Annotated in this window: 11 protein-coding genes; 5 read left to right on the forward strand and 6 right to left on the reverse strand. The window is 68.9% G+C overall.

Translation table 11 applies throughout. The features are described 5' to 3' along the window. Positions 1-39: 39 nt before the first annotated feature. Both CMC5_RS24920 and CMC5_RS24925 read right to left on the reverse strand, forming a co-directional pair. Entirely contained in the window at positions 40-1,485 is a 1,446-nt protein-coding gene (locus CMC5_RS24920; protein ID WP_156338854.1) for a POTRA domain-containing protein, read from the reverse strand. A gap of 14 nt (positions 1,486-1,499) precedes the next feature. Beyond that, positions 1,500-2,096, reverse strand: a complete 597-nt coding sequence (locus tag CMC5_RS24925) for a SurA N-terminal domain-containing protein (RefSeq protein WP_218920055.1) — start codon at positions 2,094-2,096, stop codon at positions 1,500-1,502. A 142-nt stretch (positions 2,097-2,238) separates the two neighbouring features. On the opposite strand from CMC5_RS24925, the gene CMC5_RS24930 reads away from it, so the two are divergent. The 3 genes from CMC5_RS24930 to CMC5_RS24940 all read left to right on the forward strand — a co-directional run bounded on the left by CMC5_RS24930 (position 2,239) and on the right by CMC5_RS24940 (position 6,160). Continuing rightward, positions 2,239-3,141, forward strand: a complete 903-nt coding sequence (locus CMC5_RS24930) for a lamin tail domain-containing protein (RefSeq protein ID WP_050432769.1) — start codon at positions 2,239-2,241, stop codon at positions 3,139-3,141. Between the two features lie 5 nt (positions 3,142-3,146). Next, positions 3,147-4,250: a hypothetical protein gene (locus CMC5_RS24935; RefSeq protein ID WP_050432770.1), complete on the forward strand. Its 1,104-nt coding sequence runs from the start codon at positions 3,147-3,149 to the stop codon at positions 4,248-4,250. Positions 4,251-5,509: 1,259 nt separating this feature from the next. Further along, positions 5,510-6,160: a DUF192 domain-containing protein gene (locus CMC5_RS24940; protein ID WP_050432771.1), complete on the forward strand. Its 651-nt coding sequence runs from the start codon at positions 5,510-5,512 to the stop codon at positions 6,158-6,160. Between the two features lie 88 nt (positions 6,161-6,248). Here CMC5_RS24940 and CMC5_RS24945 read toward each other — a convergent pair whose 3' ends face one another. Further along, positions 6,249-7,091: an MBL fold metallo-hydrolase gene (locus CMC5_RS24945; protein ID WP_050432772.1), complete on the reverse strand. Its 843-nt coding sequence runs from the start codon at positions 7,089-7,091 to the stop codon at positions 6,249-6,251. 565 nt (positions 7,092-7,656) lie between these two features. Here CMC5_RS24945 and CMC5_RS24955 point away from each other — a divergent pair. Next, entirely contained in the window at positions 7,657-8,862 is a 1,206-nt protein-coding gene (locus tag CMC5_RS24955; protein WP_050432774.1) for a hypothetical protein, read from the forward strand. A gap of 48 nt (positions 8,863-8,910) precedes the next feature. On the opposite strand, the gene CMC5_RS24960 is transcribed toward CMC5_RS24955, so the two are convergent. The 3 genes from CMC5_RS24960 to CMC5_RS24970 form a co-directional block, all read right to left on the reverse strand. Continuing rightward, positions 8,911-9,699, reverse strand: a complete 789-nt coding sequence (locus CMC5_RS24960) for a hypothetical protein (protein WP_156338855.1) — start codon at positions 9,697-9,699, stop codon at positions 8,911-8,913. Beyond that, positions 9,696-10,706, reverse strand: coding sequence for a HipA family kinase (locus CMC5_RS24965; protein ID WP_050432776.1), 1,011 nt, complete (start codon positions 10,704-10,706; stop codon positions 9,696-9,698). Before CMC5_RS24965 ends, CMC5_RS24960 begins: the two co-directional genes overlap by 4 nt. A 160-nt stretch (positions 10,707-10,866) precedes the next feature. Further along, positions 10,867-11,139, reverse strand: coding sequence for a hypothetical protein (locus CMC5_RS24970; protein WP_050432777.1), 273 nt, complete (start codon positions 11,137-11,139; stop codon positions 10,867-10,869). 311 nt (positions 11,140-11,450) lie between these two features. Here CMC5_RS24970 and CMC5_RS24975 point away from each other — a divergent pair, with 311 nt between their 5' ends. Further along, the gene (locus CMC5_RS24975; protein WP_050436109.1) at positions 11,451-12,800 is read left to right on the forward strand and encodes an MFS transporter; all 1,350 of its coding nucleotides are present in this window, start codon (positions 11,451-11,453) and stop codon (positions 12,798-12,800) included. The last annotated feature ends 35 nt before the right edge of the window (positions 12,801-12,835 follow it).

Raw genomic sequence — 12,835 nt, forward strand, 5'->3', positions numbered from 1 at the left:
ACCGGACAGAACCGGCGCCGGGAGGTGTCGAGAGGTGCTCTAGGGCCTTCGATCGGTGATCTGCAAGACGACGTCCACCGTCTGGGACTTCCGGTCCATCCGGGTCTCCGGCGAGATGTCCACCTGGCGGCGCTCCTCGCGCTCCACCATCTCCTTGAGCCGGGCCATCTCCTGCGCGAACTGGCTCCGATCGAACACGTTCCCTTGCCGGAGCAAGAGCTTCTGCGCGAGGAGCGGCGCGCGCCGGCTGCCGGTGATGCCGACCCGCCCGAGCCGGTAGACCACCCCCTCCTCGATCGGCACCTGCACGGCCAGGGTGGTCCCATCCTGGGCCACGACCAGCTCGATCGGGCCGACCTTCACGTCCAGCATCCCCTTGTCGAGGTAGTAGGACATGATCCGGAGCAGATCGACCTCCGCGGCATCCGCGCGGAAGATCCCGCCCGCCACGTTGTGGCGCCCGCCCTGCGTCGACATCAGCCCGCGCAGCTCCGTCTCCGGTACGGCGGTGTTGCCCGTGAACGTCCAACGATCGATGGTGACCCGAGGCCCCTCGACGATCCGCAGGCACACGTCGATCACGTTCCCCGTGGGCGCGCGCCTCGCCTCGACCTTCACCGCCCGGTAGCCCTCCTCGTGATACCGCGCCGTCACCAGCGTCTCCGCCTCGTTGAGCCGCGTCAGGTCGAAGCGCATCTCCGGCGTGTCGAGCTTCGCGATCGACAGGATCTGCTCCGGGGACAGGATCTGCGCGCCAGCGACGTAGCGCTCGCCGAGCATCAGCCGATCCCGGAGGCGGTACTGCACGGCGACACGCCCATCCGGAAGCATCTCCGTCGACGCCACGAGATCATCGAACAACCCCAGCGCCCAGAGCCGCTCCAGATCGCTCCGCACCGCCGCCGGATCGAGCCTCGTCCCCGGCTTCACCACCATCCGATCGTTCAGCGCGCCAGGGACGACGGCCTGACTCCCCACCAGCTCGACGCGCGCCACGATCTTGCCGGTGGGCGGCTCGGCCGGCACCCCGCTCGGTGACGGCGTCCTGGACTCCTCCTCTCCAGAAGCCGCCCCCCCGAGGGAACCGAGACGCGCATCGGCACGCGGCGCAGCGGCCTCGGGAGCGCTCTGGGGAGCGGTCTTGGGCTCGGCTCTGGTCGCCGGTGCGGACACGCCGGACCCCTTCGCCGCCGGAGTCGCCGCAGCGCCAGCGCCGGCCGAGGTGGGCTCCGGGGCCGGGGAGCACGCACGGGTGCGACGATCGCGAGGCACCTCGACGGTCGTGGGTCGCGTCGCGGTCGCAGCGGGTGTCTTCGGCGGCGTTTCGGCGCCACCACAGGCAGCCAGCAGCGCGCTCAAGACGAGTGCGACGCACGACGAGGATCCACAAACCCGCGCCACACGGGCCATCGCCCCTGGGCGGCGGACGGCGCGCTCGTCGCTCACCAGCGCCTCCTGATGTCCCCCCTCCACGGTGCCGTGCATGACCCGCTCCTCGCTCACAGGCGCACCTCGATGAACGTCTTGGCCCGCAGCTCCACCAGCATCGCGTGCCGCTCCTGGGCGATTCGCTGCTGCTGCTCGACGGGTCCCAGGCGGTCGACCGAGATCCCGCGTCGCGCCATGAACGCTCGGAGCAGCTTGCCCTCGAGGACCTGCCGCCTCAGCTCGGCGCGGTACACGTCCTTCGTGAACCCCTCGACCTCGGCGTGCGCGAGGAGCTGCTCCACCGTGAACCTGTTCTGAGCGGCGATCTGCTTCAGCACGTCGTCGATCTCGCCCTCGGTGACGGAGACCTGCTCGGCCCGCGCGCCCTGCTCGATCACCGCCTCGTCGACCATCTGGCGGAGCAACTCGTCGAACAGCCTGCTCCTCGCGGTCTCACGCTGCACCGGATCCTCCACCGAGGCCTCCAGCTTGCGCACGAGCGGCGCCGCGCGCTCGCGCAGCGTGGAGCCGAAGATCGGCACCTGCTCGACCACCGCCACCACCCGGTCGACGATCCGGGTCTGGGCGCTGGCAGGGCGAGCGAAGGTCGCGGCAGCGATCCCCAGAGCGGTCCCCAGACAGAGAGCCACGAGACGGGTGCACTTCATGCGCTGGGACGATACGATGCCACCCCCCTTCCGCGAAACCGTCGAAGCCTCCGGAACAGCGGCGCTGGATCCTTGTCCCATCTCCGCGATCTGCTTGCCCGCCAGCCATCGATCCTTGTTTATTTGGAAATCGATGATCCCGATGGCTCGCTGGCCCTCCGTGGCCCTCGCCCTCTTCCTTTCGGTCGCCACCGCTCCGCTCACGGGCTGCGGCTCCGATGGTGACTCCTCCTCCTCGGGTCCGACCAGCAACACCGGCGGCGCCGGCGGTGCTGGCGGCGCTGGCGGCGCTGGCGCCGGCGAACCCGGGCTGGCCGATCACTTGCTGATCACCGAGCTGATGATCAGCAACGACCCTGCCGAATTCGTCGAGATCTGGAACCCGACGAACGCCGAGGTCGACCTGTCCGACTACTACCTCTCCGACAACGGGGACTACCACCGCATCACCTCCGGGCAGCCCTTCGTCCTCGCGGGCAGCCCAGGCCTGGACTTCCTCGTGCAGTTCCCCGCCGGCACGAAGATCGCTCCAGGCGCGACGCTGACGCTCGCCGGACACGCCGGCTTCGAGGCGCAGCACAAACGGTGCGCCGACTTCGCCTTCACCAACATCCCCGTTCCTTGCGGCGGCGGTACCACCCCGATGATGAGAGAGCCCCAGCATGGCGCGCTGGGGACCAAGGCCGGCCTCTTGACCAACGACGGTGAGATGCTGGTGCTCTTCCAGTGGAGCGGCGTGGTCGGCGAGCTGGTCAAGGACGTCGATTACGTCGCCTGGGGCGAAGACCTGGGCGCCTCGGAGGTCGTCAACAAGACCAACGTGCCCGGCTACCTGGCCGAGGTGGATCCCAACCTCCAGAGCCACGCCGCCCTGCCCGCTCCTGGCCAGAGCCTCGAGCGATGCGTCATCGAGCCCGGCGAGACCGACAAGGGCGGCAACGGGATCCTGGGTCATGACGAGACGAGCGAGCAGCTCGCCGAAGCGTTCCGGGTGACGACCAGCCCGACCCCTGGCGCCACCAATCCCTGCCTGCCCACCCGCTGAACACCATGCAGTCGACATCGACGTGGATCTACCGCGCCGCCGCGCTCTCCCTCGTGGCGGCGGCGGCGGCAGCGAGCGGCTGCACGCAGCTCGGCCTGGGCGAACTCGGCGCGACGATGTGCCCGGAAATCGGGCGCCCTGGCGACGTGCTCGGCGCCCGCCTCTCGGCAGACGTGCGCGCCAACGCGAAGATCGTGACCTTCGTGCAGGCCGCGAAGGACATGGCCGCCGTGTCGGCGGCCGTCGAGGCCGAGGTGGCCGCCACCTGCCGTCGCATGGGCGCCGATCTCGGCATCCCCCCGATGCAGATGCGCGCGCGGCAAGGGACCGGAGGCGACGCCACCGGCGCCTGCGAGCCCGTGACCGCCACCATCGATCAGATCCTCGGGCAAGGCATGCAGCTCCAGATCACGGTGACCCCACCGAGCTGCCAGGCCGACGTCCAGGCCGAGGCGCGCTGCAGCGGCACCTGCGATGTGCAGGTAGATCCCGGCCAGATCGTGGCCCAGTGCGAGCCTGGGCGCCTGTCCGGCTACTGCCAGGGTCGCTGCACCGGACGCTGCGAGGGTCGCTGCATGGGCCAGTGCCGCGGACAGTGCTCGGCCTACGACGCCCAGGGCCGCTGCGTGGGCCAGTGCGCCGGCGAGTGCGACGGCGGCTGCGACGCGACGTGCCACGCGCGCTGCGAGGGCAACTGGCAAGCCCCGCGCTGCGAAGGAAGCGTGCGTCCACCGAGCGTGGACGCGGAGTGCCAGGCGAGCTGCAAGGCGCATGCGGACGTGCGCGCGAGCTGCACGCCGGTGGGCGTGAACGTGTGGGGCACGGCGAACACGGACATGGCGCTGCGCCTCGGCCACACGCTGCAAGCGAACTTGCCGGCGTTGTTGCACGCGGAGCTCGCGCTGGGGCGTCGCCTGCTGCAAGACGCTCAGGTGGTGGTGAAGGTGGGCGCTCAGATCCCCAATGTGGTGGGGCAAGCAGGAGCGCAGGCGCTGGCCTGTGCAGGCGCAGCGACGGATGCAGCCGCGTCGGCGTCGCTGCGGTTGCAGGTGAGTGTCCGCGCGAGCGCGAACATCACGGGACGGGTGGGCGCGACGAGCGGACAGTGAACGCGAGCCATCGCCCCGGGTGTCAGGCCTCGGGGCGATCTCGCATCCGGCGCGGATTCAGCGTGGAGTTCGACCACTCCCTGGCGGCATCGCTCTTCGCAGCGCATGGAACCGAAAATCCAACGGGACTGAATCTCGCTCACGTCACTGGCGATGCCTCCCCTCGGACGTGGGATCAGGGCGTCGACGCAAAATCGATTACAGCAAGAGCGTACATCGTGCCTGTCTACGGGAAGAACCTTCACGTGGACGCGAAGATCCTTCGTGTCCACGCGAAGGTACCTTCCTGACCACGAAGAGGATCCTTCGTGACCACGCGAAGATCCTTCGTGTCCACGCGAAGGTACCTTCGTGTCCACGGAAAGGACCCTCCCTGACCACACGAAGATCGTTCGTGTCCACGCGAAGGTACCTTCCTGACTACGAAGAGGATCCTTCGTGTCCACGCGAAGGTGCCTTCGTGTCCACGGAAAGGATCCTTCCTGAGCACACGAAGGTCCTTCGTGTCGACGCGAACGACCTTCGTGCGGCGCGAAGTTGTTTCGCGTCCACGAGGACTTCCTTCGTGTCCACGTGAACGATCTTCGTGCGACACGAAGCCGCTTCGCGTCCACGGGAACTTCCTTCGTGTCCACGCGAATGACCTTCGTGCGACGCGAAGTTGCTTCGCGTCCACGAGGACTTCCTTCGTGTCCACGCGAATGAACTTCGTGCGACGCGAAGTTGCTTCGCGTCCACGAGGACTTCCTTCGTGTCCACGCGAATGAACTTCGTGCGACGCGAAGTTGTTTCGCGTCCACGAGGACTTCCTTCCCGTCGACGTGAACGATCTTCGTGTGACACGAAGTTGCTTCGCGTCCACGAGGACCTCCTTCGTGTCCACGGGAACGATCTTCGCGCGACACGAAGCAGCTTCGTGTCCACGAGAACTTCCTTCGCGTTCGCAGCAAGCTGCTGTCCGCTCACAGGCGGCGCGCACCTGCGCGCAAAACCCCACCTCGCTCACCGAGCGGCGCTCTCCCGTGAACCTGGAGGCCCCCTCTCTTCGACCCCAGCACCTTCTTCTGGTTCGCCATCCCGCCCGAGGTCCCCGCGACACGGCATCCGAGGACCCGAGCGAGACCTGCTCGACAGCGAGGCCTCCTCCCGAGCCCGTGACCTGGACCCGAGATGCCACGCGCTCGGGCTCGGGCGTCCGAGGAGCGCGCGCCGCGCGCGAAGTTCGCCGATGCCACGCCCCCGCCATGATAGGAGGAGCCATGCGCCTGCCCCGCGCGGCCCTGTCGATCCGTTACCGTCTGTCTTCGCTGGGAGCCCTCTTCGTGCTCGGCTCGGGCTTTCTCTTGCTCGCGGCAGGGGGGTGCAACCGTCGGATCGACGAGACGCCCGTGCAGGGGAGCTGGGTCTCCGGTTCCACCACGACCACGAAGGGCCCCTCCCAGGGGCCATGCATCAAGCCGACCCCGGAGGCGCCGTCGAGACCGCTCAAGGAAGGGCCGGATCCTCGCTGCCCGGTCGATCCTCGCGGGAACTTCGATCTCCGGAACGGCAAGGTGATCTTCACCGAGGTGACGGCGCCGGACGTGTCGGTCGAGATCGCCGAGACCGATCCTCAGCGCATGCGCGGGCTCATGTACCGAAAGAGCATGCCCGAGAACCAGGGGATGATCTTCGTCTTCCAGGGGAGTGAGAACCACACCTTCTGGATGCGCAACACCTGCATCCAGCTCGACATGCTGTTCATCGACGCGAACGGGACGATCGTCGGGATCGAGGAGAACACCACGACCATGACCGACCGGACGTTCCAGGTGGGCTGCCCGTCGACCTATGTCCTCGAGCTGAACGCCGGCTGGACGCGGAAGCACGGCATCAAGGCGGGGCAGAAGGTCCAGCTCGAAGGGATCTGAAGGAGCGCGACCGCTCGGAGAGAGAGGTCGGCTGAACGCAGCGGTCGACGAGCGCCGGATGCACTGGCGCCGGCGTGGGCGCTTCGGCTCAGCTCCGGGGGAACAGGAGGAGCTGCTCCGGGGCTGGCCCCGCGGGAGGGCGGAGGCGAGGTGGAGGGGCCATGCGAGGTAGCTCGGTGGCGTCGATGACCACGGGGCCGCGCGGCGGGGCGGCGAGGAGCCGTGAGCGCGGTCCCACGACGTCACGCGCCACCTCGAGGGCCAGATCCGGGCGGTTGTTCGTCTCGGAGAGGTGCATCAGCGCGACCACGGGCGCGAGCGCGCGCCGACGCGAGAGATCCCGGAGAAGTGCGTGGGTCTGGAGGTTCGACAGGTGTCCACCCGTGCCACGGATGCGGCGCTGGAGGTACGGGGGATAAGGCCCACGCGCCAGCATCTCCTCGTCGTGGTTCGACTCGATCAGGAGCACGTCGCAGCCAGCGAGGTGGTCGGCGAGCGCGCCGGTCACCTCGCCGAGATCGGTGGCGATCGCTGCGCGACGGGTGCCGTCGGAGACGACGAGCGCGACCTGGGCGGCGTCGTGGGGCACGGGACAGGGATGGAAGGTGAGCGCGCCGATGGTGAACGGCTCCCTGGACGCGTAGCGCCGGGCGCGCGCTGGATCGCCGAGACGCGCGGCGCGTGCGGTCGCTTCGGTGGCCCAGACGGGGACACGGAGGCGTCCCGCGAAGCCGGGCGCGCTGCCCACGTGATCGCTGTGCGCGTGGGTGATGACGACCGCGTCGGGTGGCCAGGTCTCGATGCCGACGGTCGCGAGGAGCCTGCGCGCGACGACGGGTCCCACGCCCGCGTCGACGAGCACCTGGGTGCCGCCGGAGATGAAGAGCGTCGCGTTGCCGCTGCTGCCGCTGGCGAGGATGACGATCTTCATCGAGGTGGCGCGGCGTGGATCCCCTGGGCGGGCGGCATCGATGCGATCCGTCCGACGCTGGCCGTGCGGGCCTGGATCCCCAGGGCTCCGGCATCGGCGGCGCCCTTCGAGGGGTAACGCGGTGCGACGCCGCAACGCAAGCGTGGGTCGCCCTGGCGAGGGCACGCCCGATCCCGGAGACCAGGCGATGCCACCTGGATGGCGTCTTCTCCGGGTTCGACCATCGCCAGGCTCGCACGCCAGGGCAGGCAGGGGTACAGGACGCCCGGTGACCGCGACGCCGCCTTCGCCCACCGTCCCTGCTGCCGGACACGCCGCGCCTGCGGCAGGCCCCACGGCCCTCGCCGTCGGACACGCCGCGCACGCTGCAGGACCCACGGCCCTCGGCCCCACGATCCTTGCCGCCGGGCATGCGCCTCATGCCGCCGGACACACGGTCCCAGGAGGGCATGGGCCTCCGCCACAGCCCGTCTCCCCTACCCTCCCGGACGACGAAGGTCCGCAGCCGCCGGGCGCGCCCGCTCCCGGGTCGCCCTCACCCCGCCCACCCCGGTGGCGATGGCGGATGGCCGCCGTGGTCTTGCTGGCGATGATCGGGATCCTCGCGGGCGTCGCGGCGGTGCTCTTGCCTGGCTTCATCCGGGGCGAGATCGTGCGGCAAGCGCGCACCCGAGGGGTGGTGCTCGATCCGGGCACGATCGATCTGTCCCTCGGGGAGGTGCGGCTGCGTGACGCCAGGTTCTCGCTGGTGGGCGTGCCGGGCTCCGAGGGGACGCTCCGGCAAGCCAAGATCCTCCTCAGCGGGCTGTCACCCAGGCGGGTCGAGGTGGAAGGCGCAGCATTGCGGCTCACGGGCGTCACGTCCGTGCCAGCGCTCCAGTCGTGGTCCGCGGCTTACCACGGCACCGCAGGCGAGCTTCCCCTGTCCGCACGGGAGGTGCGTCTCGCCTTCCGGGAGCACGAGCGCGCGCCCGAGCAAGGGGCGCTCACCGCCGCGAGCTTGGCCGTCGCGCTGAAGGGGGGAGCTGCCGAGGCGACGTTGCGCGTCGGAAAGCTGGAGGTCGCTGGCCGCGCGATCGCTGACGCGGATGTTTCGGCGCGGCTCGACGCCGAAGGCCTGAGCGCCACGATCACCGCCGTGCTGACCGGTGGCGTGGCCGCGCCGCCCGTGCAGATCGCGCTGAAGCGCGCGCCTGCGCCGGATCTGCTGGTGACCCTGCCGAAGACCGCGCTCGACGCGCTGGCCACACCCCTCGGGCTCCCGCTCGGCCTCCGAGGGGTCACCGCAGCCGGAACGATCGCCGTGCGTCTCCCGGCGCAACCTGGCGGCGCGTACCAGGCCGACGTGGATCTCTCGCTCGACGGCTACGTCCCACCCCATCCCCGAGAGCTCGATGGCATCGTCTTCGGCAAGACGACGACCATCAAGGCGCGCGCTCTGTTGCCCGAGGGCAGTCAGGTCACCGAGCTGCGCGATCTGGAGATCGCTGCGGGCGCCCTGCAGCTCCGTGGCAAGGGGACCATCCGGCAAGAGCCTGCCGACGCGCTGGCCATCCTCGATCTGAGCGGCGCCGTGCCTTGCTCGCTGCTCACGGGCTCCGCCGTCGCAGCCCACCTCGGGCAGAGCCTCGGCACCCTGGCAGGCCGCCTGGCGCAACGCGCGCTGGCTGGCTCGGTCGCCGTCGCCGTGCACGTCGAGGCACGCGCGAGCCAGCTCCGGTCACCACGCGTCGACACGAGCGCGCGGATGGGATGTCGGCTGAACCTCTGAGTCTGAAGGTTGCCCTCCGTACGAGGGCAACCCTTCCGCGGTACTCCCTCAGACGCAGCTCTCCGGCGTTCCCGTCGCTGCAGCATGGCCGGCATCCAGAGGCTCGAACTGGGCTTCGTGAAATGGGGCAACGCCCGCTGGCCACTGTGCTGTCAGACGACAGAGGACTCGGTAGTGAAGCGAGATCGGAGGCGGGTTCACCTGCTCGACGGACACGTGAACGGCCCGCCCCGTGTGGAGGAGCGCGGCAACCTCGTGGGTGAGGTAGCCGGGCATGAATCCGATGGCCTGAGCGTCCGTCGTCCAGAGCATGACGGCCTTGGGGTTCGCGTCACTCAGAGCGACCACCCTGCAGAAAAGCGGCTCCTCTGTGGCCAGTTTCTCGATGCGCTCTTCTGCTTCAGGGAAATGACCCACACCACGCAGCAGGAAGTGCGTGGTGTAGCTCCCGCTCTCGTCCCGCACTGGAGCAGCGATCAGCTCGACCCGGTCCGTTTCGCGCCTTCCACCACTCCGACCCAGGATGTCCATCGCGTCTGCAGCCGTGGGATTCAGCCCCAGCGTGCGAACGAAGGGAATGAACTCGGGACGACTCGTCGGAATGACGCGATTGGAGAAGAAGGGGAAGAGCTGCCGGCTACGGTAACTCCGGTGCAGTTCAGGAAATGCGAGGAACGGCTGGAAGCCTTGCTTCACCGCTTCGAGACAGCTCCGGATGTAGCGGAACTCGTAGAATTCCTCTCCGTCGTCGCGATGATGGACGAGGCGGCCCACCATCACGCTCGATCGCTGTTCGGGTGAAAACCACGTAACGAACAGGGTGCGCGTGGAGGTCATGAGCTGCTCCCCACCACTTTCAGGAGGGCGCGTCGGTTCTCATCCAGGAGCGCCCTGGCGAATCGACGAGCAAGCGTGCTGGCGTGTCCCTCAGGGAGCGTCTCCACGATGCGACTCAGCGTATCATCGTCGACGCGCCAGAGCAGGTCTCGCCACATGTCGCCGGTGAGCGGAACCTTCCTGGAGGCCGTTCGAAATGCCTCGATCGGGCTCAGCGGTCGGGGATCCGTCTCGGATGCGTAGAGTGCAGAGCGGGTCTTCTCGGCGTACTTGCGAACCGTTCGCCGAATGTCCTTTCCGGAGAGCCGAGCGGCACGATCTTCATCCCGAAGCTCGCGTCCCAAGCTCGATGCGTGATCATAGCTCGGTGCCAGGGTGGCATACCGTACCTCGACGCCAGTCCGCTGGATGATTCCCCAGTTTTCGTGATGCCGATCGGTATTGCCGATCAACGCATCGAGCAGCAGGTAACCAACGAACCAGCCGGCTGCCGCCGTGATGTCTGCTCGCAGCGCGACGTCGACGGGAGGATGAATGAGGGACTGACCGAGGGCACGCAGTACCGAATCGACCGTGTGTTGCGACGCGCGACGATAGGTGTGGGCAGGATAGTTGGGGTGGTGGTCCTGGAGCAGCTCGTTGCCATGTACGAGGACCTCTCCCCGCTCTGGTGCAATGAAGCTCCGCGTGAGCGTGCCTCGGTGACCCTGGTAGCTCGCCAGATCGACCTCGGCACAAGGCAAGCCGAGCGCGGTACCGATCTCCGCCGCGAGCTTCTCTGACCAGTCCTCCCCTGTACCCTCTCTTGCGTATTTGAAGAGGTAGCGCTTGCCGTCGTCCGATGCGCACCAGAACTTCTGCTTGGTGCCCATCGGCTCGCCGCCGTCGTTGAACCTCTCCTCGTCGTCGTCCCACCGTCGCTCGTCATCATCCCAGCGCTCCCCGTGGCGCACGCGAGCGCGCCAGGCCTCGGAGACCTCACGGACTGGGTAGGTTGGAATGCTCACCGCGCGATCCTCTGGGGAACCCTCCGACGGATCAACGGAAGGCGGAGACGAAGGGCAGCAACGATCGACGGCGTCGCGGCGGAGGCGTCACGGCGGGGCCTCCCAGGCCACCGCCGCCATCGGTCGACGTGGCTCGTCAGACGGCCACGAGGCGACCGCGTCAGCTCAGGTTCTTGCCGGTCGCCACGTCGCGCAGGCCGGCGGCGCAGATCTCGGCGAGGGCGCGCGCCGAGACGGCGTTGTCGCCGACCACGTGCCGCACGGCGGTGGGCTTCCGCTTCGCGGCGCCCCAGCATTCCAGGACGACGACGCCATCCCGGAGGCGGGCCACCGCGGTCAGCCCGATGCCCATCTCCTCGATGAGAACTGCTGCTTCTCCTGCAATCCTGAGCCGTTCGCTCGCGTCCACCCGATCATCCTTCCCCGCATCCATGGCTGGCTTATAACGCGTGTGCGCGTCGAGAGCACGATGTCCTGCCGCTTTCGGGGGACGCCGCGTTTCCGGGTTCACAGCGGCACGAAGCAGGGGCGCACCTCGCTCGATGGAGGGCGGAAGGCGCCGTGGAGGCGCGCACTCGGCCTGGATCCGAGCGAGACGAGGCGGCCCGACCCGCGCCTGCGCGAACGGGTCCCGGCGCGCCCCGGGGGCTGCTAGGGGTCTGACAGCCACGACGGTGCCCCGCCGTCCGCGCGCAGGAAATGCGGGAGGTGGGGCTCCGTCGGCGTCGGAACGTGGACTGCACCATGACGTCTTCCTTGCCCGAGCCAGCCGTACGGACGCGCGCGAGCACCCGCGAGATCTTCGGGTGGGCGATGTTCGACTTCGCCAACTCCAGCTACACGACCGTGATCATCACGGTCGTCTTCAGCGTGATCTTCCCGAAGATCATCGTCGGGGACGCGCCGACGTACCGGCAGGGCAACCTGTTCTGGAGCGTCGCGCTCAGCGTCAGCTACGGCCTGGTCGTGCTCACGGCGCCGTGGCTGGGCGCGCTCATGGACTTCCGGGCGGCGAAGAAGCGGTTCCTGCTCGCGAGCTGTCTGGTGACGGTGGCGGCGACGGCGGCGCTCTACTGGGCGACGCCGGGGCGGGTCGGGCTGGCGATGATCCTGCTCATCGTCAGCAACTACGGCTTCGCGGTGGGCGAGTCGTTCGCGGCGGCGTTCTTGCCGGATCTCGGGCCCAAGGAGGCGCTCGGGCGCATCTCGGGCTACGCCTGGGGGCTCGGGTACCTGGGCGGGCTGGTGAGCACGGCGCTGGTGGTGTTCACGGTCGGTCCGCAGGAGCCGGACAATCTGGCGCAGCTCCGCTGGGTCGGTCCGATGACGGCGGTCTTCTTTCTGCTCGCGGCGCTGCCGACGTTCGCGTTCCTGAAGGAGCGGGGGACACCGCAGGCGCTACCGGCGGGAGAGAGCCTGGCGCGGCTGGGCTTCGCGCGGCTCCGGACGACGATCCGGGAGCTGCACGCGTTCGAGGATCTGGTCTGGTTCTTCGGGGGGCTGTTCTTCGCGACGGCGGGGCTGTCGATCGTGATCAGCTTCGCTTTCATCTACGGCGATCAGGTGGTGCGCTGGCAGCCGCGCTCGCAGCTGCTCATGTTCGTGCTCACCAACCTGTCGGCGGCCGGTGGCGCGGTGCTGTTCGGCGCGCTCCAGGACCGGTGGGGGAACCTGAAGACCTACCGGCTGACGTTGCTGATCTGGGGCCTCGCGGTGGTGGGGATCCACCAGACGAAGACGCTGGCCGCGATCATCGGCAAGGCGGTGGGCGGGGCGTGGGCGGCGGAGGATGTGTACCTGCTCGTGGGGACGCTGGCGGGGCTGTGCCTGGGGGCGACGCAGTCGGCAGGTCGGACGGTGGTGGCGGTGTTCGCGCCGGCGTCCAGGTCGGGGGAGCTGTTCGGGCTCTGGGGGGTCTGCGGGAAGCTGGCGTCGATCGTGGGGCTGCTTTCACTGGGTCTGCTCCAGAGCGCGCTGGGTCTGGAGCGCGCCATCCTGGTGTGTGGGGGGTTCTTCTTCGCGGCGTGGCTGCTCAGCCTGAAGGTGGACGAGCGGCGCGGGATGGCCACGGCGCGTCGCCACGAGGGAGCGTAGGCGCGGGCGGAGGCGCGCGAAGAGGTCGGCAAGCG

The sequence above is a fragment of the Chondromyces crocatus genome, from assembly GCF_001189295.1.
GTDB classification, from domain to species: domain Bacteria; phylum Myxococcota_A; class Polyangia; order Polyangiales; family Polyangiaceae; genus Chondromyces; species Chondromyces crocatus.

Bases quoted from the DNA above. Each gene is read 5' to 3' on its own strand.
- CMC5_RS24920 (WP_156338854.1), bottom strand. From the start codon at position 1,485: ATGCACGGCACCGTGGAGGGGGGACATCAGGAGGCGCTGGTGAGCGAC.
- CMC5_RS24925 (WP_218920055.1), bottom strand. From the start codon at position 2,096: ATGAAGTGCACCCGTCTCGTGGCTCTCTGTCTGGGGACCGCTCTGGGG.
- CMC5_RS24930 (WP_050432769.1), top strand. From the start codon at position 2,239: ATGGCTCGCTGGCCCTCCGTGGCCCTCGCCCTCTTCCTTTCGGTCGCC.
- CMC5_RS24935 (WP_050432770.1), top strand. From the start codon at position 3,147: ATGCAGTCGACATCGACGTGGATCTACCGCGCCGCCGCGCTCTCCCTC.
- CMC5_RS24940 (WP_050432771.1), top strand. From the start codon at position 5,510: ATGCGCCTGCCCCGCGCGGCCCTGTCGATCCGTTACCGTCTGTCTTCG.
- CMC5_RS24945 (WP_050432772.1), bottom strand. From the start codon at position 7,091: ATGAAGATCGTCATCCTCGCCAGCGGCAGCAGCGGCAACGCGACGCTC.
- CMC5_RS24955 (WP_050432774.1), top strand. From the start codon at position 7,657: ATGGCCGCCGTGGTCTTGCTGGCGATGATCGGGATCCTCGCGGGCGTC.
- CMC5_RS24960 (WP_156338855.1), bottom strand. From the start codon at position 9,699: ATGACCTCCACGCGCACCCTGTTCGTTACGTGGTTTTCACCCGAACAG.
- CMC5_RS24970 (WP_050432777.1), bottom strand. From the start codon at position 11,139: ATGGATGCGGGGAAGGATGATCGGGTGGACGCGAGCGAACGGCTCAGG.
- CMC5_RS24975 (WP_050436109.1), top strand. From the start codon at position 11,451: ATGACGTCTTCCTTGCCCGAGCCAGCCGTACGGACGCGCGCGAGCACC.